This is a genomic window from Sphingomonas sp. QA11 (assembly GCF_028473665.1).
Taxonomy (GTDB): domain Bacteria; phylum Pseudomonadota; class Alphaproteobacteria; order Sphingomonadales; family Sphingomonadaceae; genus Sphingomonas; species Sphingomonas phytovorans.
Genome location: NZ_CP098774.1, coordinates 2,412,512 through 2,432,742, shown reverse-complemented (window position 1 = coordinate 2,432,742; position 20,231 = coordinate 2,412,512). Strand labels below are relative to the sequence as shown.

The 20,231-nt window shown below is 65.0% G+C and carries 16 protein-coding genes; 8 read left to right on the top strand and 8 right to left on the bottom strand.

Annotation, left to right across the window (positions count from 1 at the left end):
- Positions 1 to 6: 6 nt before the first annotated feature.
- A complete protein-coding gene (locus NDN01_RS11380) occupies positions 7 to 1,623 on the top strand; it encodes a family 43 glycosylhydrolase (protein WP_272627486.1) in 1,617 nt (538 codons plus the stop codon).
- 6 nt (positions 1,624 to 1,629) lie between these two features.
- Here the strand turns inward: NDN01_RS11380 and NDN01_RS11375 are convergent, their stop codons facing one another.
- The 7 genes from NDN01_RS11375 to NDN01_RS11345 all read right to left on the bottom strand — a co-directional run bounded on the left by NDN01_RS11375 (position 1,630) and on the right by NDN01_RS11345 (position 11,434).
- Positions 1,630 to 2,625 carry an alpha/beta hydrolase gene (locus NDN01_RS11375; RefSeq protein ID WP_272627485.1) on the bottom strand — a complete coding sequence of 332 codons (996 nt, stop codon included), beginning with the start codon at positions 2,623 to 2,625 and terminating at the stop codon, positions 1,630 to 1,632.
- Between the two features lie 75 nt (positions 2,626 to 2,700).
- Positions 2,701 to 5,592, bottom strand: a complete 2,892-nt coding sequence (locus NDN01_RS11370) for a TonB-dependent receptor (RefSeq protein WP_272627484.1) — start codon at positions 5,590 to 5,592, stop codon at positions 2,701 to 2,703.
- A gap of 367 nt (positions 5,593 to 5,959) precedes the next feature.
- The gene (locus NDN01_RS11365; RefSeq protein WP_272627483.1) at positions 5,960 to 7,522 is read right to left on the bottom strand and encodes a carboxylesterase/lipase family protein; all 1,563 of its coding nucleotides are present in this window, start codon (positions 7,520 to 7,522) and stop codon (positions 5,960 to 5,962) included.
- Entirely contained in the window at positions 7,509 to 8,516 is a 1,008-nt protein-coding gene (locus NDN01_RS11360) for a sugar kinase (RefSeq protein ID WP_272627482.1), read from the bottom strand. Before NDN01_RS11360 ends, NDN01_RS11365 begins: the two co-directional genes overlap by 14 nt.
- Before the next feature lie 106 nt (positions 8,517 to 8,622).
- Complete coding sequence (gene kduD / locus NDN01_RS11355) at positions 8,623 to 9,381, bottom strand: 2-dehydro-3-deoxy-D-gluconate 5-dehydrogenase KduD (RefSeq protein ID WP_272627481.1); 759 nt, start codon at positions 9,379 to 9,381, stop codon at positions 8,623 to 8,625.
- A gap of 104 nt (positions 9,382 to 9,485) precedes the next feature.
- A complete protein-coding gene (gene kduI / locus NDN01_RS11350; RefSeq protein ID WP_272627480.1) occupies positions 9,486 to 10,325 on the bottom strand; it encodes a 5-dehydro-4-deoxy-D-glucuronate isomerase in 840 nt (279 codons plus the stop codon).
- Between the two features lie 89 nt (positions 10,326 to 10,414).
- A complete protein-coding gene (locus NDN01_RS11345) occupies positions 10,415 to 11,434 on the bottom strand; it encodes a LacI family DNA-binding transcriptional regulator (RefSeq protein ID WP_272628172.1) in 1,020 nt (339 codons plus the stop codon).
- A gap of 156 nt (positions 11,435 to 11,590) precedes the next feature.
- Here NDN01_RS11345 and NDN01_RS11340 point away from each other — a divergent pair, with 156 nt between their 5' ends.
- Both NDN01_RS11340 and NDN01_RS11335 read left to right on the top strand, forming a co-directional pair.
- On the top strand, positions 11,591 to 12,385 hold the full coding sequence (locus tag NDN01_RS11340; RefSeq protein WP_272627479.1) for a 2-keto-4-pentenoate hydratase: 795 nt from the start codon (positions 11,591 to 11,593) through the stop codon (positions 12,383 to 12,385).
- 22 nt (positions 12,386 to 12,407) lie between these two features.
- Complete coding sequence (locus tag NDN01_RS11335) at positions 12,408 to 13,697, top strand: MFS transporter (protein WP_272628171.1); 1,290 nt, start codon at positions 12,408 to 12,410, stop codon at positions 13,695 to 13,697.
- Positions 13,698 to 13,794: 97 nt separating this feature from the next.
- Here the strand turns inward: NDN01_RS11335 and NDN01_RS11330 are convergent, their stop codons facing one another.
- The gene (locus tag NDN01_RS11330; protein ID WP_272627478.1) at positions 13,795 to 15,039 is read right to left on the bottom strand and encodes a nucleotidyltransferase domain-containing protein; all 1,245 of its coding nucleotides are present in this window, start codon (positions 15,037 to 15,039) and stop codon (positions 13,795 to 13,797) included.
- A 147-nt stretch (positions 15,040 to 15,186) separates the two neighbouring features.
- Here NDN01_RS11330 and NDN01_RS11325 point away from each other — a divergent pair, with 147 nt between their 5' ends.
- From NDN01_RS11325 to NDN01_RS11305, 5 genes are read left to right on the top strand one after another with little or no spacing between them, the layout of a single operon-like run.
- A complete protein-coding gene (locus NDN01_RS11325) occupies positions 15,187 to 15,480 on the top strand; it encodes a TrbC/VirB2 family protein (protein ID WP_272628169.1) in 294 nt (97 codons plus the stop codon).
- A gap of 3 nt (positions 15,481 to 15,483) precedes the next feature.
- On the top strand, positions 15,484 to 15,768 hold the full coding sequence (locus NDN01_RS11320; RefSeq protein ID WP_272627477.1) for a type IV secretion system protein VirB3: 285 nt from the start codon (positions 15,484 to 15,486) through the stop codon (positions 15,766 to 15,768).
- Entirely contained in the window at positions 15,747 to 18,119 is a 2,373-nt protein-coding gene (locus NDN01_RS11315) for a VirB4 family type IV secretion/conjugal transfer ATPase (RefSeq protein WP_272627476.1), read from the top strand. The genes NDN01_RS11320 and NDN01_RS11315 overlap by 22 nt, the downstream gene beginning before the upstream one ends.
- Complete coding sequence (locus NDN01_RS11310) at positions 18,119 to 19,384, top strand: type IV secretion system protein (protein WP_272627475.1); 1,266 nt, start codon at positions 18,119 to 18,121, stop codon at positions 19,382 to 19,384. The genes NDN01_RS11315 and NDN01_RS11310 overlap by 1 nt, the downstream gene beginning before the upstream one ends.
- Positions 19,381 to 20,229 (top strand): virB8 family protein, encoded by an 849-nt coding sequence (locus NDN01_RS11305; protein WP_272627474.1) that lies wholly within the window; start codon positions 19,381 to 19,383, stop codon positions 20,227 to 20,229. Before NDN01_RS11310 ends, NDN01_RS11305 begins: the two co-directional genes overlap by 4 nt.
- The last annotated feature ends 2 nt before the right edge of the window (positions 20,230 to 20,231 follow it).

Sequence of the window (20,231 nt, the reverse complement as noted above, 5' to 3'; positions counted from 1 at the left end):
CGGCTGATGGTGGATAACGGTAACGGCATGATCAATCGCCGCGATATGTTCGGTACGGCGCTTTTCGGCACCGCGGCGGCGCTGGTCGGTTCCGGCGAGGTGCATGCGGCGGCCGCGCGAGCGCCTGCCATACCCGATTGGCGCCGCGGTCACGACAATCAGCGTATCGCCGATCTGGGCGATGGGCACTTCCTCAATCCGCTGCTGGCGGGCGACCATCCGGATCCCGCGATCCTGAAGGACGGCAGCGACTATTACATGACCTTCTCCAACTTCGATTCCTATCCGGGGATTCCGATCTGGCATTCCCGCGATCTCGTGAACTGGCAGCCGCGTGGCGCTGCGCTGACCAGGAACATAGGGTCGGTCTGGGCTGTCTCGCTGGAGAAGCATGGCGGGCGCTATTTCATTTATATCCCAACCAAGGCGTCGCCCAATTCGATCTGGGTTATCTGGGCCGATCATATCGACGGCCCCTGGAGCGAGCCGGTCGACCTGGGCCTGCACCGTCATATCGATCCGTGCCATGCCGTGGGGGAAGACGGATCGCGCTGGCTGTTCCTGTCGGGCGGCGACCGCATCCGGCTGAGCGAGGACGGATTGTCCACGGTCGGCGAGGTCGAGCACGTCTATGATCCCTGGCACTATCCCGACGATTGGGATGTGGAGGGATTTTCCCCCGAGGGGCCGAAGTTGGTCCGGCGCGGCGGCTGGTTCTACATGATCACTGCCGTGGGCGGTACCGCGGGGCCGCCCACCGGTCATATGGTGATCGCGGCGCGGTCCCGGTCCCTTCACGGTCCGTGGGAAAATTGCCCGCACAATCCCTTGGTCCGCACCGTCGACAATCATGAGAAATGGTGGTCGCGAGGCCACGCTTCGCTGGTGGAGGCGCCGGACGGTAGCTGGTGGTCGGTCTATCACGGGTTCGAGAACGGGTTCTGGACGCTCGGCCGTCAGGCGCTGCTCGATCCGGTCGAATGGACCGCCGATGGCTGGTTCCGTATGAAGGGCGGGGATCTCTCGGTGCCGATTGCGAAACCCAAAGGCGGTCAGGCGCTGTCCCATGGCCAGCCACTGTCCGATGATTTCAAGACGTTGGCGCTCGGCCGCAAATGGAATTTCTTCAAGCCGGGCCCGCGGGAAGGCGCGCGAGCACGCGTCGAGAAAGGCGCTCTGATCCTCACCGCAAGTGGTGCCGCGCCGGTCGATTCATCGCCGCTGCTGCTGATCGCCGGCGATCTTGGCTATCAGGTCGAATGCGATATCGAGATCGCGCCGGGCGGTACGGCAGGGCTCGTGCTGTTCTATGACGAGAAGCTCTATTGCGGGCTTGGCTTCGACCAGGATCGCTTCGTCACGCACCAATATGGCATCGAGCGCGGCAGGCCCGCCAATCCACATGGACGAAAGATGCGGATGCGGATTGCCAACAAGCGCCATATCGTCGCAATACATACCAGCGGGGATGGCGGACTGACCTGGGGGCGCTTCGATCGCGGGATGGAGGTTTCCGGATACCACCATAATGTCCGTGGCGGTTTCCTGATGTTGCGGCCGGGGCTGTATTCGGCCGGCGCCGGAGAAGCGCGGTTCTCCAATTTCACCTATCGGGCGCTATAGCCTCGATCAGGCAAGGCTCTGGGTCTTCGCCCATTCGACGAACAGGTCGGGCCATGCCCCGACCGGTTTGCCGATCGTCCTGCGCAGGCCGAAGCCGTGGCCGCCATTGGCGAACAAGTGAGTCTCGACCGTGATGCCCTGCGCCTTCAGCGCCGCGCGGAACAGCAGGCTGTTCTCGACCGGCACGGTCGCGTCGTCCTCGGCATGGAGGAGGAAGCAGGGCGGGGTCTGCTTCGTGACGTTGCTCGCGGGGGTGTGCGCCCGTTCCAGTGTCGGGCTCGCATCCTTGCCGATCAGTTGCTCGCGCGAGCCGGCATGCGCCACCGGCAAGGTCATCGACTGCACCGCATAGATTGGCGCAGCGACGAACGGGCGTGCGCTGAGCTTGTCGGCGGCATCGACCGAATCATAGGTTTTCGCCGCGAACCGGGTGGCGAGATCGCCGCAGAGATGACCACCGGCGGAAAAACCCATTGCCGCCACGCGGTCGGGGTCGATCGCGAAATCTCGCGCGCGGTAGCGGATCAGCCGCATCGCGCGCTGCGCGTCCGACAGGGCGACATCCGGTCCGGCCCGCCAGCCGTCGCCCGGCAGGCGGTAGAACAACACGAACACCGTGTAGCCGCGGGCGCTGAGCCACCGGGCGATCTCATAGCCCTCCTTGTCGATGACGATGCGGAGATAACCGCCACCGGGCATCGCGAGAACGGCGGCGCCATTGGGGATACGGGGCCGGAATACGACGAGGCGCGGGCGGGTGATGCCCCGCACCGCTCGATCGGGCAGGTCGGGGTCGGTGCCGCGTTGATCGACCGTCTCGACTGGCGGGGCGTCCGGCATGCCCGGCGCGCCTTCAGGCCAGAGATCGATTGTCTCCACCGGATCGGGAAGGTCGGGCACTGGCGCTTCGCCGGCTTTGGCCGGAGGTGGAGTCTGCGGCCATGCGCTCGTCGCAACGCTTGCCGCCAGAGTTCCAAGGATCAGGTCGCGGCGAACGAACATGGAACCTCCGGAAAAAAGAAACGGACGCCGCCAGGTGAGCGCGCGTCCGTCAGGATAGTCCAAGGGGGGACGGACTTACATCTTCACGCGTGCGCCAACCAGGATCGTGCGCCCGAAATGATTGTTCTCGTAACTCCGGTTTGCGTCGATGTCGTTGTAACGATAGCGATATTCGTCGGTCAGGTTCACGCCCTCGACTGACATTTCGAGCCATTCGGTGAAGCGATAGCGCACCGAGGCATCAATGTTGATCGTCGAGCCATAGCCTTCGAACAGGTTGCCATTGGCGCTGCCCTGGTCGACATAGGGACCGCGATAGCTGATCGAGCCTCGGGCGCTGAACTTCTTGTCTTCATAATAGAGCGTGCCGTTGATCGCCGTCTTCGAAAGGCCGTACAGGGTCGACGTGCGTGTAGTCGCGACGTTCGGCCCGAACGCGCCGGTCGAGGTTTTCACCACTGTCGTCGGGCCGGCCAACGTATAGGATGCGCTTGAATCGATGAAGGTTGCGTTGGCGATGCCGCCCAAGTTCGACAGGAAGCCGGGCAGGAACTTGAAGGGGGCCTGGATCGAGAGCTCTATGCCCTTCAGGCTTGCGCCCGTGCCGTTCACGTTGCCGGTGATCGTGTAGATCTGGTTGGGATCGAAGTTGATATAGGCCGGCGAGCTGGTCGGGAGCACTGACTTCGGCAGGCCGGTTGAGGCGAAGGTGCCGCTATAGGTCTGGGCGACCGGGAAGCTTTCCACGTTCTTCTTGAACACCGCGACCGAGGCGATCGACTGCGGCGCGAAATACCATTCGAGCGCAAGGTCGTATGCGGTGGCCCGGAACGGATTGAGGAGCGGGTTGCCGAAAGTGATGCGATAGTTGAAGCCGTCCACCGATCCGCCAGGCGTGAGATTGCCCAGGGTCGGCCGCGTGATGACCCGCGAAATCGCGCCGCGCACCACGACACCCTCTATCGGGAACAGGGCGACGTTCAGCGACGGAAGCCAATCGTCATAGTCGCGCGTGACTGACACCGCCGTGCCGCTGTTCAGGCCGGTCGATGACTGGTCCGTATGGGCGTAGCGAACGCCGGCATTGGCCGCGTAACGAAGGCCGAAGAGATCGCCCTTTACATCGACCTGGAAATAGCCGCCCTTGACCGTCTCGGTCACGCTGCGGGTATTGCCGGCATCGACCAGCGGAGTGCGGCTGTAGAGCTTGGTAAGCGCCGCCGCAGCATCGATGTTCGGGACAAGCCACTGAGTGGTCGTGCCGGTCGGCTGGCCGGCATTGCCCAGATTGATCGTGTCGGACATGGCCGACGTTGCCTGAAAGCCGTAGATGGCCGAGGGGCCGAACACGGTGTTCGTCGAGCAGTCGATCGTGCCCAGCACGAGATCCTTGCCACCATTGCCGCATACAGCGGTGTCGCGCAGGAAGCCGACCGTATTGAAGCTGAAGCGGCGATATACCGCGCCGGCCTTGAGCTTGAAGCCGTCGACGACATCCCATTCGGTGCGGAGTTGGGCAGTGCGGAACTTGTTGGTGGTGTTTGACGGACGATCGCGAATTTCGGCGAGCTGGAAGTTCGCCGGGTCAGTCACGCTCGTGCCGAAGGTCAGCACCGGGCTGGCCGCGTTGCGATAGTCGTATTTGTAGCCGGCGGCGTCGCGGTCGTCATAGACGAAGGTCGTCTCCACGGGGATATCAGCGCTGGATTTGGAGAATCCGCCGAGCAGGGTGAACCGGAAGCTGTCGGTTACGTCCTGATCCCAGGTGCCGCCGAGCTGGTAGAATTCGGTCTGCGACTTGCGCAGATAATGCTCGGTGCGGACCCAGGCATCGTTCAAGGTTGCTGCGATCAGGTTGTTGTTGCTGTCGTAGACTGGGTTCAGCACATCGATCGAGCGCTCGTTGCTGCGCAGCAGGACCTCGGCCCATTTCTCCTCACGCTCTTCCTTGAAACGCGAATAGAGGCCGTCGATCGAAACCTTGGTGGAATCCGTCGGCGCGAACTGGATGCTGGCGGTGATGCCGAGCCGTTCGCGCCGATGATCGATCACGCCATAGCGTGGTATACGCGGATGGAAGGCCAGCGCCGCCTTGTCGCAGGCGGCATTCTGGAAATAGGTGCCACCCGTGTTGGCGCGGGGTGTCGTCGGGACGTTCGGGGCACCTGTGGCCGTATTGTAGAAGCAGGGCGTTCCGTCGACGGAGTCGAAGCGCGCCTGCGCCCAGCGGACCGAATTATTGCCGAGTTCTAGCGTGTTGATCTTTGAATAGGCGGCTGAAACCGACGCGCCGAAAGTCCCGGCGTCGTTCCGCCACGACAGCAGTCCCGCGACACGCGGGCCGACTTTCTTGCTGAGATCGTTGTACGATGCCTGGGCCGAGAGCGCACCGGTGAAACCGGCCTTGCCGCCAAGCGGATTCCCCGTGTTCAAATCGACCACCGCGCCGAGCGAGCCTTCGTCGAGCGATGCCTCGGCCGTCTTGTGGACGACGATCGAACTGAACAACTCGGAGGCGAAGACATTGAAATCGAAGGCGCGGTCGCGGTTGGCGCTGGCGCCGTCGGTCGAGGTCGCGACCGTTTCCATGCCGTTGACCCGGACACGGGTGAACTGAGCGCCGAGGCCGCGAACGGTGATCGCGCGGCCTTCGCCGCCGTCGCGCTGGATGGTGATGCCCGGGATACGCTGCAGCGATTCGGCAAGATTCTGGTCGGGGAACTTCGCGATATCCTCCGCGACGATGGCATCGACGGCTGAAACGGAATCGCGCTTCATGGTCAAAGCCTGTTCGAGCGAGCGCCGGAAACCGGTGACGACGATATCCTGCTCATCGGCCGGGACCTGTTCCTCCACCGGCGCGCCGGGAGCCCTGCTTTCCTGCACGTCAACGGACGGTTGGACAGGGGCTGGGGCGGTCGGCGTCTCCGCTGGCTTGACCTCGGCCGCCGTCGCGGTCGCCGGCATCAACAGGCCGATCGCCAGCGCCCCGATGGAGGCGCTCGCGGCTTTCCGAGAGATTGCGCCCCGCGACGCTCGAGCTGAATTCCCCATTTCCCCACACCCCTTCCTGCGCCGCTTTGCGACGTTGCTGACACCGGTGGCCGAACAGGGCGGCCAAGGCCGCCCATCAGGGCCGTCGATACATTTGAAGAGGGGGCCACGACGCGGCCAGCGATTCGCCCTCTCCTTTGGTGACCAATCTCGGCTGATCTTCCTCAGCTGCAACTTGTCGTCTTTGGTAACCGGTGTCAATGCTTATGGACAATGATCCTTGCCGGTCTTTTTGAAGGCGGCGCTGTCGATGGATCGCGCGCAATCGCGTGGTGGGCGCTCAGCTTCCGGGCTGGATGTAGGGAATCCGGGCGAACAATTCTCGCTGCCACTTGCGCGGATCGTTCTCGATATGGCTGCGCGCGTCGAAGATCATCGTCGGGCGGTGGATCAGGTCGTAAACCGGCCATTCGGGTAGCCCGACATGGTTCGGATCGCCGGTTCCGGCGAAGGCGATGAAGCTTTCCTGCATCGCGGCCGAGGCTGCTCGCGCATCGGCGGCGATGCCGGTCTGCGATCCCTTCGCGCCGAGCGTGCCAAAAACCAGCGGGATATCGAGCGAATGATAGGCCCCGCGCCGGGGATCGGTGCGCGAGGTGAAATCGAGCTGATAGACCCATGCATTGGTCTTGGCCTGGGCCCTTGCCTCCGCCTCGATCACCTGGCCGCGCCAGCTTCGGCCGGCGGTGGTCGCCTGGTAGAAGATATCGGCTGGCGACCATTCGGGAAACCGGCCTCGATATTCGGCGACCACCCATTCCGGCAGCGCGTCGATGCGCAGTTCCGGCGCGATGCGCCCGGCGAGATTGTCCCAGTTGAGGTCCTGCACCCGCGGCGAATCCGGCGATACGAAAGCGCGGGTCTCGTCATGCGTATTGCCGAGGATCATCGGGATCGCGTTGGATTGCGGGTTGGCGTCCGGCCAGAAGGGGTGGCGGACCAGCCATTTCATGTCGAGCACCGGTCCGAAATACACGCCGCCGCCAAGGATCGGATCGGTCGTGTCGAGCGCGGCGACCAGCTTTTCGGCCGGCATGGTCAGCAGGGCCGACAGGTCCTTTTCGCTGGCGCCGAGCGTGGCCAGATAGGCCCGCGCGCGGCGGGTGGCGTTGAGCGGGCCCGAGGCGGTAACCTGCTGGCCACTCATCGTCGCGGCACGGTGGAACAGGCCCTTGGCGGCGGGCATGCCCATCATCGTCGCGATCTTGGCACCGCCGCCCGACTGGCCGAATACCATCACGCGCGACGGATCGCCGCCGAATGCGCCGATATTGTCGCGCACCCATTTGAGGGCGAGGATCAGATCGAGCTGGCCGTTGTTGCCACTGTCGGGGAACCGCGGATCGAGCCGCGCCAGGTAGAGATAGCCGAACGCATTGAGCCGATGGTTGACGGTGACGACCACCACATCGCCCCGTGCCGCCAGCGCCTGTCCATCATTGAGCGCGTCAGTGCTGCTGCCGTTCGAATAGGCGCCGCCATGGATGTAGAGCATGACCGGCTTCTTCGCGGCCGGATTGGCTTCAGCGGTCCAGATATTGATGAACAGGCAATCTTCGCTCTGCGCGCCGTAGCGATCGTCCTTCTGTGGCGCGACCGGTCCGAACGCGCGGACGCTGATTGTCTCGCCGGCGCGGGATACTGGCCGGGGCGGCTGGAACCGCTCGGCGGTACCGTAGCGAATGCCGCGAAAGGCGAGGACGCCCCCTTCGTTCGATCCGGCGAAGACGCCTGACGATGTCCGAACGCTGTCGGATCGCGCTGCCTGTGCTGAACCGGCGAGGATCAGCGCCGCGCCGGCGCCGATCAGGTTACGTCGCGAGATGCCGTCACCGGCGGACATCGAGTCCGCCCGCGAGATAGGCGTCGATATCGGCTTGGCGGAACAGGCTGGCATCGCCCGGGAGCGAGTGTTTCAACGCGGTGAGGGCGAGGCCGGTGCGCGCTGCCTCGGCGATATCGCCGCCCGAGCGGAGCGCGTGGAGCACACCGACCGCAAAGGCATCGCCTGCGCCGATCCGGTCGACGATTCCCGCGAGCAGCACCTCCTCGGTCTGGGCATGCTCGCCGCGGCCGTCGATCCGCGCCGATAGGCGGTGCCTGTCGGCATCTTCGACATGCCGCGCGGTGGACGCGATCAGCTTCAGCTTGGGAAAGGCGGCGAAGGCGGCCTCGGATGAAGCAAGGCGACGATCCTCGCCGTCGCCGCCGAAATCCTTGCCGAGGAGCAGAGCGACGTCGCGGTGGTTGCCGAACATGATGTCGGCATGCTGGACGAGCCTGGTCAGCACGCTTCGCGGATCGCTGTCCCAGCTTTCCCAGAGCCGCGCGCGATAATTGCCGTCGAACGAGACGGCTATGCCGCGGGCGCTCGCTGCCTCGGCGGCGGCGATGGCGGCTTCGGCAGGAACGGGGCCGAGGGCAGGGGTGATGCCTGAAAGATGGAGACGGTCGGCCCCCGCCAGCAGCCGGTCCCAGTCCCACGCGCTGGCCGGCGCTTCGGCGAAGGAGGAGCCGGCACGATCATAGACCACATCGGTTGCGCGCATGCCGGCACCGCTGGTGACGAAATACAACCCCATGCGATTGCCGCTGAAGCTGATGCCCGAGCAGTCGACACCATTGGCACGCATGCCGGAGATGGCGGCGCGGCCGAGATCATTGTCGGGCACTACGGTGACCATGCCGACATCATGGCCCAGGCGAGCAAGGCCGCTCGCCACATTGGCTTCGGCACCGGCGATCCATACGTCGAGCTTTGGCGTCTGAAGCAGCAATTCCCGCCCCGGAGGCGAGAGGCGCAGCATGATTTCACCGAAGGCGACAAATTTGCTCATGGGATTCCCGCTTCTCCGCTCGCCTTCGCGTGATCGAAGGTCGGTGCTTCCTGTGAAGGAAAGAACCGGGCTTCGACAAGGTCAGCCGGAAAGGAAATCGGGAGATTCATCGAGCGAGCCATCCGCCATCGACGGCGAGGATATGGCCCTGGACATAGTCGGCGGCGGCGGAGGCAAGGAAGACGGCGGCGCCGCCGAGGTCGGATGCGTCGCCCCAGCGACCTGTGGGAATGCGTTCGAGGATCGATCGGTTGCGCGTCTCGTCGGCCTGGAGCGCGGCGGTATTGTTGGTGGCGATATATCCCGGGGCGATGGCGTTGACGTTGACGCCCCTGGCCGCCCATTCGTTGGCGAGCAGCTTCGTTAGTCCGCCGATGCCGGCCTTGGAGGCGGTGTAGCTCGGCACGCGGATGCCGCCCTGGAAGGTCAGCATCGAGGCGATGTTGATGATCTTGCCATTGCCTTTCGCGATCATGTGGCGACCGGCTGCCTGGCACAGGAAAAACACGGATTTCAGGTTGGTGTCGACCACCGCATCCCAGTCCTCCTCGGTGAAGTCGACCGCATCGGCGCGGCGGATGATGCCGGCATTGTTGACCAGGATGTCGAGCCCGCCGAGCTTCTCGAGCGTTTCGTCGACGACTCGCTGGACCGGCTCGATGGTGGAAAGATCGGCCGAGACGATTTCCGCGCGGCGGCCGAGCCCACGCACTTTCGCGACGGTGTCCTCGGCCGGGGTGCGACCCACCGCCGCGATATCGGCACCGGCCGCGGCAAGGGCCAGCGCGATCGCCTGGCCGATGCCGGTATTGGCGCCGGTGACCATGGCGACCTTGCCGGTGAGGTCGAAGGGGTTGACTGGCATTCTAAATCCGTTCGTTTCGAGCGAAGTCGAGAAACATGTTCTGGCGCGCCGTCACGGTGTCTCGACTTCGCTCGACACGAACGGAGAAGGCGTTCCCTCCAGCGTCAGGCCAGCTGGCAGATATCGAGGATGTTCATGTCGGTATAATCCTGGTTTTCGCCGGCCATGGCCCAGATGAAGGCATAGGCTTTGGTGCCTGATCCCATATGGATCGACCATGGCGGGCTGATCACCGATTGTTCGTTGGCGACGACGATGTGGCGCATGGCGTCGCCTTCGCCCATGAAGTGCATGACGCGGTCATTGGGGCCGTCGAGGTCGAAGTAGAAATAGATCTCGCTGCGGCGTTCGTGGACATGGGGCGGCATGGTGTTCCACACGCTGCCCGGCTTGAGCACGGTGAGGCCCATGACGAGCTGGGCCGAGTCGCACACGCCGGGGATAACGAGCTGGAAGATGGTGCGCTCGTTGGATTCCTCGAGGCTGCCGCGTTCAAGCGCATTGGCATCGGCGATCGAGAGCTTGCGTGTGGTGAAGCCCTTATGCGCCGGGCAGGAGGCGAGGTAGAAGCGCGCACCCGTGCCGGAGAAGGTAACGTCCTTCGCCCCCATGGTGACATAGAGGCAGTCCTTGTTGCCGAGCGCGAAGCTCTCACCGTCGACCACCACCACGCCGTCCGCCCTGCCGACATTGACGATCGCCAGCTCGCGCCGCTCAAGGAACGGATGTCCCATGGCGGAAGCCGGCTCGGTCTGGTCGGGCAGCCTCACAGGCGCATCGGCCACCTCGACCCCGCCGATCACGAACCGGTCGGCATGGGTGTAGTTCAGCACGCATTCCCCTGCCCGGAACAATCCCTCGATCAGATACCGGTCCCGCAACTCGTCGTTCGACACGCAATCCATCATGTCAGGATGCGTCGCGTAATAGGTCCGGTCGAACATCAGGGTCCCTCCTGCTGCGCCCTTGTCGCGCATGATTCTTCGCGACGCTGGGTAACCGGTGTCACGCGCTTTCGCAATATCCCCAGCGATCAATCGCGAGGAGGCGCGACGGAGCCACGTCGAATGAGCGTCGAGCGAAACATCGATGGCTCCTCGACTATCTCGTCCCCATCCGCGGTGAGTTTCAACGCGGCGGACCGGGCCATGGAAATGATCGGCCAGCGCACCGTCGTGAGCGGAGGCCAGATATGCGCGGCGATCGGCGTATCATCGAAGCCGACGATCGACAGGTCGCGGGGCACGTCGATCCCGCGTTGGCGCGCGGCATGGAGCACGCCGGCGGCCATCTCGTCGTTGCAGGCGAAGATCGCGGTCGGGCGCGGCATCAGGTCGAGTAGGCGATCGGCCGCCATCACCCCGGATTCGAAGGTGTAGTTGCCCTCGGCGATCATCGAGCGGGGCAGGGTGATCCCGGCACTGTTCAATGCCTGTTCGAAGCCCTGTCGACGTTCGCGCGCAGAACGGAAGCCGTGCGGGCCGAGCACGAGCCCGATGCGTTTGTGCCCCTGGTCGATCAGATAATCGACCGCCGCCGCCACCGCCTCGCAGTCGTTGGAGGCGACCATATGCGCAGAATCGTCAAGCTCGGCCGAGCCCATGCGGACATAGCGGCACCCGATATCGTCGCAGAGCTGGGCTAGCTGGTTGTTCTCGCTGACGGGGGGCAGCAGGACGACGCCGAACAGCCGCTGCCGCTCGAGGAAATTGCGCACATCGTCGAGCATCGTGGCTGAGCCGCGGTCGATCGGCCTGACGACCAGTTCGAATTCGGTACCGTGCAGCGATTCCAGAATGCCCTGCTGGACGTTCATCACCATCTGCGCATTCGGATTGTCGTGGATCAGCCCGATCAGGAAGTTGCGCCGCAGCGCAAGCGCGCGCGCCTGCGGGTTGGGGACATAGCCGAGATTGCTTATCACTCCCTCGACATGCTTGCGCGTGTCGTCGCTGAGCAGCGACGAGCGGTTGATGACGCGGCTAACCGTCTTTTTGGAAACGCCAGCGATACGCGCGACATCGTTGATCGTGGGAAGGCCCGTTTTACGCATCATCAGACGGCATAGCGCGTATCGCGTCAAATCGCCAAACGCGTGCCGGCTTTCACCGACTTCCCGAACGCTGTCAGTCGGGCTTTCTCATTGACACCGGTTTACCTTAGGGTCCAACAACGCAGCGCCAGTAGAGCGTGCGGGAGGGTTACCAGGGTGGATTCCACTGATTTCGCCCATGAAGTGGGGCACATTGCGCAATCTTTCGTCGATGCGCGCCGCGCCGGGCGGTCCTTGCCGGACTATCCGGGAACCGTGCCGGTCGCGCTTGCCGATGCTTATGCGGTGCAGGATGCTGCGATTGCGCTGAACGAGGCGGAGATCGGCGGCTGGAAGGTCGGCCGGATCAACCCGCCGATCGACGGCGTCGACCGGCTCGCCGGGCCGATCTTCACGCGCCAGATCATCGCAGCTAGCGCGGAGCCTGTTGCAATGTCTGTGTTCCTCGGCGGCTTCGCCGCCGCGGAGGCCGAATTCCTGTTGCGTGTCGGTGCCACGCCCCCGGCCGGGAAGATCCAATTCACCCATGCGGAAGCCGCGGCGCTGATCGACGCGGTGCATGTCGGGATCGAGATCGCGAGTTCGCCGCTGGCGGCGATCAACGATCTCGGTGCGGCGGTGACGATTTCCGATTTCGGCAACAATAACGGCCTCGTCATCGGGGCCGCCATTCCTGACTGGCGGAGGGCGGACATCGATGCCTGGCCGCTCTCGGTCGCGATCGACGGCGCGGTCATCGGCAGCGGCAAGGCCGCGGACATGCTCGACGGACCGATCGGGGCGGCGCGCTTCCTGTTCGAGCTGATGGCGGAGCGGGGCATCGCGCTCAGGCCCGGACAATGGATTTCCAGTGGCGCGGTAACCGGGGTACACGCTGTCAGGATCGGGGAACGGATCGAGGCGCGCTTCGGCGCGGCCCTGATCGTGGAGTGCATGATAAAGGCCTCATAAAGGGGCTCTTCGGGAGGGAATGATGGCTGAATCGACGATGCCGGAGATCGCCGACGCGGCGGCGAGCCGGGTGGGCCGGTATCGCTGGGTGATCTGCGGACTGCTCTTTGCCGCCACCGCGATCAACTATGTCGACCGTCAGATGATCGGTGTGCTCAAAGCGCCGATTTCCCACGATCTCGGGTGGGACGAGACAGATTTCGCTACCGTGATCATCTGGTTCCAGGCAGCGTATGCGCTCGGATATGTCACATTCGGTTGGTTCATCGACAGGATCGGCGCGCGCATCGGCTATTCGGTCGCCTTCATCATCTGGACGCTCGGCCATACTCTTTGCGGCTTCGCCGGTACCGCCGCGCATTTCTCCGCGGCGCGCTTCGTCCTCGGTGTCGGCGAATCGGGGAATTTTCCCGCCGGAATCAAGGCAGTGTCGGAATGGTTTCCCGCCAGGGAGCGGGCGCTTGCCACCGGCATCTTCAATGCCGGTGCAAACATCGGTGCGATCGTGACGCCGGTGGTCGTGCCGTTCATCGTGGTAACGCTCGGGCTCGGCTGGCGGATGGCCTTCATCATCACTGGCGCGGCAAGCCTGGTCTGGCTGGTCGCGTGGATCGCGATCTATCGCCGCCCGCGCGAGCAGCCGCGCGTGTCGGCGGCGGAACTTGCCCATATCGAGAGCGACCCGGCTGATCCGGTCGAGAAGATCGGCTGGCTGCGCCTGATACGCTACCGCGAGACCTGGGCCTATGCGCTGGGCAAATTCCTGATCGACCCGATCTGGTGGCTCTTCCTGTTCTGGACGCCGGATTTCCTTGCCAAGACCTATCATCTCGATCTCAAGAGCTTCGGTCCGCCGTTGATCGTGATCTATCTCATCTCCGACCTCGGCAGCGTCGCCGGCGGCTGGTCATCCTCGACGATGATGAAGCGCGGCGTTTCCGCGAACGTCGCGCGCAAGCTGACCATGCTTGCCTGCGCCTTCCTGGTGATGCCGATCTTCTTTGCTCAATATGTCGACAATCTGTGGCTTGCGGTCGGCATCGTCGGGCTTGCCACCGCAGCGCATCAGGCTTTTTCGGCGAACCTCTACACCATCCCCTCGGACATGTTCCCGCGCGGGGCGGTAGGGTCGGTCGTCGGGATCGGCGGCACGGTCGGCGCTGTCGGGGGCATGGGGATGGCCTGGTTCACCGGGTATATCCTGCAGACCACGGGCAGTTATACGCTGATCTTCGCGGTGGCCGGCAGCGTCTATCTGGTCGCCGTCGGCGTGGTGCACCTGTTGTCGCCGAGGCTCGCCCGCGTGAAGTGAAGTCGAGCGCGCTTGTCCATCGAACTGAAAATCACCGTTCGTGTCGAGCAAGGCCGAGCTTGTCGATGCGAACGGGACGATCTCTCGCTGGCTTGGCTCAGGCAGTCCGTTTTCGCGGCGACCAGGGCGATCGCTTCCAGATCCAGAGCGGCAGGCGCAGCAGAGGGTAGAGTCCGCTCAATCCGGCGGGCAGGCGAAGCAGCACCACGTCTTCAGCCGGGATCGCCACCCGCCGGACGTGCGACCAGGCATCGCGCCAGCGCGACAGGGTCAGCAGCGTCGCGCTTGGTTCGACCACCGAATTCCACGGCGTGTCAGCCAATTCCCGGGCGCCACCGCCGGCAGCCATCACCCGTAGCGCCAGCCGGTTGAGTAGTGCTAGCCGGAGTGATCGCGGCGGGACGAAGCCGGGAGGGAAGGGGGTTCCGAACGCCGCATTGGCGAGCATGATCGCCGATGCGGCGGGCCGCGCCGCGCCGCCGGCCTGCGCCGCTGCCCAGAGGCCGGCACCGCCATCCTCGCTGGTGCCCAGCAGGGCGGCGATGTCGGCCAGCCATTTCAGTCGGGCCCAGGCATGGCCTGAACCGTGCACGCACAGATAGGTGAACAGTGCCGGATCGGCGAGGGTCCGAAGCGCGCCGGAACCGGGAACCTCAACCATCCGATGGTCGCTCACAGGCGGCATGCCCGCTTCGCCCGCGGCATCGGAAAGCCGCCAGTGCAATTCCACCCTTACCCGGCGTTCGGAATGGACGTGCACGCTGTCCTTGGAGATCGTTTGATAGGTTCTGAGCGCGCCAGGTGGGAGAGGTCGCGACGGTGCGGTCATGCTGTAGCCGGCCTGATTGAGCACCGTCCATGCCCGGGCGACGTCGGCGGGTGCCACGACCATATCGATATCGATCGAATCGCGCACCGCGATCGACCCATAAGCCCGGATGGCAAGCGCCGAGCCCTTCAGGAAAAGCGGCTCGATCCCTGTTTCCTCCAGCAGGTTTTGAAGGCGAAGCGCCTCTCCCGCATTCTTGAGCGCGGATAGGGTGGTGTGATGAGCGCGGTTGGCGATGCCGCGTGGCACCGGGAGCCCGGCGCGGGTCAATCCCTCGCGGACAAGCCCCGCCACGCGGTGCCGGGCGGCGATCCGTTCGACGCATCCCCAATCCATGCCGGCGGCGGCCAGGGCGACGATCCGCGCGGTGCGCTCGTCCGAATGCGGTCGGGCGATACTGGCGCAGACGAGCGCGAATTCAGGGGATGCTTTGAGGCGAATGGTGCTGCTGCCTGATCGTGGAATGGGGGCCGGTACAGCGTAGCATCCCGCTGGAAAAAGGGCGATTGGCAATCGCGCGCTTCGTCCCGCTGCTGGAAACCCGTCGCCGAAAGCTGTTGGCAAGTGCCGAGCCAGCGCGCAAAGTCGAGATCGGGCGAATCAGACTGTTACGCGGGGATGTACGGGTTGAACGGCAAGAAAATACGCGGCGGTGGCTGGTTGGCTGCTGCATGGGCGACGATCCAGTCCAGTGCTGCCCTCGCGCAGGATACACTTGCCGATCCGCAAGGTTCGGGTGCGATCGTCTCTGCCGTGCGGTGGCTTCAGGGCACCTTGCTCGGTACGGTCGCGACGGTCGTCGCAGTGATCGCGGTTGCCTCGGTCGGCTTCCTGATGCTGACCGGCCGGATCAACTGGCGCTACGGCGCGACGGTGATCCTTGGGTGCTTCATCCTGTTCGGGGCGGCAAGCATCGTGGCCGGCATCCAGTCCACCGCCAGCGCCGGATACTGACGCATGAACGGGCTGGAGCGGGACCCGCTGTTCGTCGCGCTCACCCGGCCGCAGATGTTCGCCGGCGTCACCTACAGCTATTTCGTGTTCAACGCGGTCATCGCGACCGAACTGTTCCTGATCTTCCACGCCTTCTGGGTGCTGGGCGTCGCGCTGATCGTCCATCTCGTCGGCGTGGTGCTGTGTGTGCGGGAGCCGCGCATCTTCGACTTGTGGCTGACGCGCCTTGGTCGCTGCCCGCGCGTGCGCAACCATAAGATCTGGCGATGCAACTCCTACCGCCCCTGACATCCGACCGGCGGGCGGTCGCCCGCGAAAAATTCGCGGGATCCCATCTTCCATACGCGCGGCACGTCGACGATCATACGATCGAGACGCGCGACGGACTGCTCATGCAGTTCATCCATCTGCGCGGCCTGCTGTTCGAGACGGCCGACACCGACGAGATCAACTATCGCAAGGTGCTCCGGGACGCGATGCTGCAGGCGATCGGATCGTCGCGCTTCGCGCTGTATCACCATGTCATCCGTCGCCAGGCGGAGGTGGAGCTGCCGGCAAAATTCCCGGATGAATTCTCCGGGCAGCTCGATGCCGCGTGGCGGGCACGGCTGGCGAGCAAGCAGCTTTACGTCAACGACCTGTTCGTGACGCTGATCCGGCGGCCGTTGCAGGGGCGTGTGGGCATTGCCGATCGGGTGCGCGGCGTATTCGGACGCGCGACCACCACGTCGGAGGCGGCGTCGGCCAATGAGCTGCGCCAGCTCGACGGTGCGCGCGATGCGTTGCTGGCGCAGCTCGGCAGCTACGCGCCGCGACTGCTTGGTGCCTATGAGACCAGGCAGGGCATGTGTTCGGAGCCGCTCGAATTCCTGTCAGCGCTCTACAATGGCGAGATGCGGCCGGTGCTGATGCCGATGCAGGATGCCGGCAGCTATATCCCCTATCGCCGAGTCAGTTTCGGCGAGGAGACGGTTGAGCTTGGTCCGGCGGGCAACACCGCGCGCGGCTTTGTCGGGCTGGTCTCGATCAAGGATTATCCGGCGCAGACCGCGCCGGGCATGCTCGACGAATTGCTGCGGTTGCCCTTCGAACTGACCGTGTCGCAGTCGTTCGGTTTCGTCGACCGGCAGGCGGCGCTTGGCAAGATGAACCTTGCGCTCCGGCGCATGCGTTCCGCCGAGGACGAGGCGGTGAGCCTGCGTGGCGAACTGTCGAGCGCGAAGGATGAGGTCGCCGCCGGCCGTGCCGGGTTCGGCGAACATCACATGACGATCGCGGTGCGCGGCGACACGCCCGCGGCGGTCGATGCCGGCGTGGCCGAGGTACAGGCATCGCTGGCGGATCTCGGCATCATCGCCGTGCGCGAGGAAATTGCGCTGGAGCCGGCCTTCTGGGCCCAGTTTCCGGGCAACTTCAAATATATCGCGCGGCGCGGGCTGATCTCGACCGGCAATTTCGCGGGATTCGCCAGCAGCCATAATTTCCCGCTCGGGCGTGCGGAGGGCAATCACTGGGGCGATGCGGTGACGCTGCTCGAGACGACGGCGGCCGGACCCTATTATTTCAACTTTCACCAGGGCGATCTGGGCAATTTTACCGTGATCGGGCCGTCGGGCTCGGGCAAGACGGTCGTGCTCAACTTCCTGCTTGCCCAGGCGCGGAAGTTCCACCCGCGAGTGATCTTCTTCGACAAGGATCGCGGCGCGGAACTGTTCATCCGCGCGATCGGCGGACGGTATGATCTGTTGCGACCGGGCGAGGCGTCCGGCCTCAATCCGCTTCAGATCGAGGACAATCCAGGCAACCGCCAGTTTCTGATCGACTGGGTCGCGCAGCTCGCCGGCGGCGCCGACATCGACGACATGGCGAAGATCAGGGATGCTGTCGACGCGAACTTCGCCCAGCCGCGCGAGCATCGCCGGCTGCGCCATTTCGCCGAGCTGTTTCGCGGGGGGCACCGCCCGCATTCGGCCGACCTGTGGGCGCGGCTGCGGCCATGGTGGGGCGAGGGTGAGCGGGCCTGGCTGTTCGACAATGACGAGGATCTGACCGATCTCTCCGCCGAGGCAGTCGGGTTCGACATGACCGCGATTCTCGACGATCCGGCGGTGCGCACCCCGGCGATGATGTACCTGTTCCATCGCGTCGAGGAACGGCTCGACGGGACGGCGGCGATCATCGTGGTCGACGAGGGATGGAAAGCGCTCGACGACGAGGTTTTCGTCCGCCGCATCAAGGATTGGGAGAAGACGATCCGGAAACGGAACGGCATCGTCGGCTTCGCGACCCAGAGCGCGCAGGACGCGCTGGAAAGCAAGATCGCCAGCGCGATCATCGAGCAGGCCGCGACCCAGATCTTCATGACCAATCCGAAGGCGCGGGCGGCCGACTATGTCGACGGCTTCGGCCTGACGCCGCACGAGTATGAGATCGTGCGGACTTTGCCCGACGACGCGCACTGTTTCCTGATCAAGCATGGCACCGATAGTGTCGTGGCGCGGCTCAACCTGTCCGGCGAGCGCGATATCCTGACGATCCTGTCGGGCCGCGAGCGTACCGTACGGCTGCTCGATGAAATCCGCGCCGAGAGCGGGGACGATCCGCAGAGCTGGATCCCGCGCCTGCTGGAGCGTGTCTGATGGCATGCCCGTCGATCTCTCCCGGCGGCGCCTTCCTTGCCGGCGTGCTGAACTATGTCGATTGCCAGGCCCAGGCGATCGGGGAGAATGGCTATCAGGCGCTGACCGCGCCGGGCTCTACCGTCGCGGTGCTGCTGACCGCGCTGCTGACCATCTTCGTCGCGCTGTTCGGCTATCGCATGATCCTGGGGCAGGTGCCCGGTGCGCGCGACGGCGTGCTGGCGCTGGTCAAGATCGGCGTGGTGCTGGCGCTGGCGACGAGCTGGCCCGCTTTCCGCACGCTTGCCTATAATGTCGCGATGCACGGGCCGGCCGAACTGGCGGCGAGCATTGGCGGTTCAGCCGGGCTGCCCGGCTCGGGCGGCGGTCTGGTCGGGCGACTCCAGGGGATCGACAATGGCCTGTCGGAGCTTCAGCGGATCGGCACCGGCAAGCCGGCCGACGCCGAGGAGATCGTCGGGCCGACCCAGCCGCTGACGCCGCAGCAACAGCAGCAGCAATATCAGCGGCTGCAGCAATTGCAGCAAAAGCCGCGCTGGGACCCGACCCGCGACGCGACCATGCTCAGCCAGGCTCGGACCCTGTACCTGACCGGCGCGATCGCGTCGTTCGCGTCGGTGCGGGTGGTCGCCGGGCTGCTGCTCGCGCTCGGGCCACTGTTTGCTTTGTTCCTGCTGTTCGATGCGACACGGGGCCTGTTCGAGGGCTGGGTGCGCGGAATCGCCGGGGCGGCGCTGGGCGCATTGTCGACGGCGATCGTGCTGGGCGTCGAACTGGCGCTGATGGAGCCATGGCTCCTCCAGATCCTGGAACTGCGCCGCCAGAACATCCCGACGCCATCGGTGCCGACCGAACTGCTCGCGCTGACCCTGGTGTTCGCGCTGACCCTGCTCGCGGCGCTGATCGCAACCGCGCGCGTTGCGCAGGGGTTCCGCATGCCCGTGGCGTGGCGCGGCACGGTGTCGCGCCGGGCCGAGATAGTGCGCGATCAGGCTCCACGGCCTGCGCATGCCGGCACCCAGCAGCACGAGATCGCCGACCCGCGCACCCGCGCACATTCGGTGGCCGATGCGGTCGCCGCCAGCCAGCGGCGCGAGGCCGGCGTGGCGCCGCCGCCGCCCGCGCAGCTTTCTCATCAGGGGACGACCCAGGCCGTGTCGCGTGATATTCCGGTGGCGGCACCGGTGCCGCTGGGCCAAAGCTATCGGCGCCGCACGCGCGGACGCGTATCGGCCGGCGCGTCCCGGCGGGACAGGAACGCATGAAGAAGACTTCACGAGAATCGCTCGACGCCTATTATCGTGAGGCGGAAAGCTGGGCGAGCGACCGGCAGGATCTGCTGCGTGCCTCGCGTCGTACCGCGTGGATCGTCGCCGCTGCCGTCGGCACGATCGCGGTGTGCGAGGCGATCGCGCTGATCGTGCTGATGCCGCTCAAGACGGTCGAGCCCTATACGTTGCTGGTCGATCGCCACACCGGCTTCGTCGAAGCACTGAAACCGCTCGATGCCAATCGGATCACGCCGGACAAGGCGCTGACCCAGTCCTTCCTGGTGCAATATGTCATTGCGCGCGAAAGCTTCGACATCGCGGAGCTTCAGGCCAATTACCGCAAGACCACCCTGTGGTCGGCCGATCCCGCCAAGGCCGACTATGTATCGAGCGTCCAGGTGTCCAACCCGGCCAGCCCGCTCGCCCGTTATCCGCGGACGACCGTCGTGAGCACCCGGGTGAAGAGCGTGTCGCCGCTGGGCGGCAATTCGACCCTCGTCCGGTTCGACACGCAGCGCCAGGATGCCGGCGGCCATCCCCAGCCGGTCCAGTCATGGGTAGCGGTGGTCCGTTACCGCTTCTCGGGCGAGCCGATGACGCGCGAGGATCGTTTCGTGAACCCGCTTGGCTTCCAGGTCACCGGCTATCGCCGCGATGCCGAGGATGTGTCGCCGCCGGAGCCGGCGCCGGCCGCAGCGACCGATTCGTCCACGACGACAACGACGACGACCACCACGCAGGCGCCGGTGCAGAACGGTGTCCCGGCGGCGGCTCCGCCCGCCTTTCCGGTTCCCCAGCGCGCGCCGAACCGTCCAGCGCGGCCGGAGGTCGAGCTTTGAGG

Coding starts and splice junctions, on each gene's coding strand:
- NDN01_RS11380 (WP_272627486.1), top strand. CDS start 7: ATGGTGGATAACGGTAACGGCATGATCAATCGCCGCGATATGTTCGGT.
- NDN01_RS11375 (WP_272627485.1), bottom strand. CDS start 2,625: ATGTTCGTTCGCCGCGACCTGATCCTTGGAACTCTGGCGGCAAGCGTT.
- NDN01_RS11370 (WP_272627484.1), bottom strand. CDS start 5,592: ATGCCGGCGACCGCGACGGCGGCCGAGGTCAAGCCAGCGGAGACGCCG.
- NDN01_RS11365 (WP_272627483.1), bottom strand. CDS start 7,522: ATGTCCGCCGGTGACGGCATCTCGCGACGTAACCTGATCGGCGCCGGC.
- NDN01_RS11360 (WP_272627482.1), bottom strand. CDS start 8,516: ATGAGCAAATTTGTCGCCTTCGGTGAAATCATGCTGCGCCTCTCGCCT.
- kduD (WP_272627481.1), bottom strand. CDS start 9,381: ATGCCAGTCAACCCCTTCGACCTCACCGGCAAGGTCGCCATGGTCACC.
- kduI (WP_272627480.1), bottom strand. CDS start 10,325: ATGTTCGACCGGACCTATTACGCGACGCATCCTGACATGATGGATTGC.
- NDN01_RS11345 (WP_272628172.1), bottom strand. CDS start 11,434: ATGCGTAAAACGGGCCTTCCCACGATCAACGATGTCGCGCGTATCGCT.
- NDN01_RS11335 (WP_272628171.1), top strand. CDS start 12,408: ATGGCTGAATCGACGATGCCGGAGATCGCCGACGCGGCGGCGAGCCGG.
- NDN01_RS11320 (WP_272627477.1), top strand. CDS start 15,484: ATGAACGGGCTGGAGCGGGACCCGCTGTTCGTCGCGCTCACCCGGCCG.
- NDN01_RS11315 (WP_272627476.1), top strand. CDS start 15,747: ATGCAACTCCTACCGCCCCTGACATCCGACCGGCGGGCGGTCGCCCGC.
- NDN01_RS11310 (WP_272627475.1), top strand. CDS start 18,119: ATGGCATGCCCGTCGATCTCTCCCGGCGGCGCCTTCCTTGCCGGCGTG.
- NDN01_RS11305 (WP_272627474.1), top strand. CDS start 19,381: ATGAAGAAGACTTCACGAGAATCGCTCGACGCCTATTATCGTGAGGCG.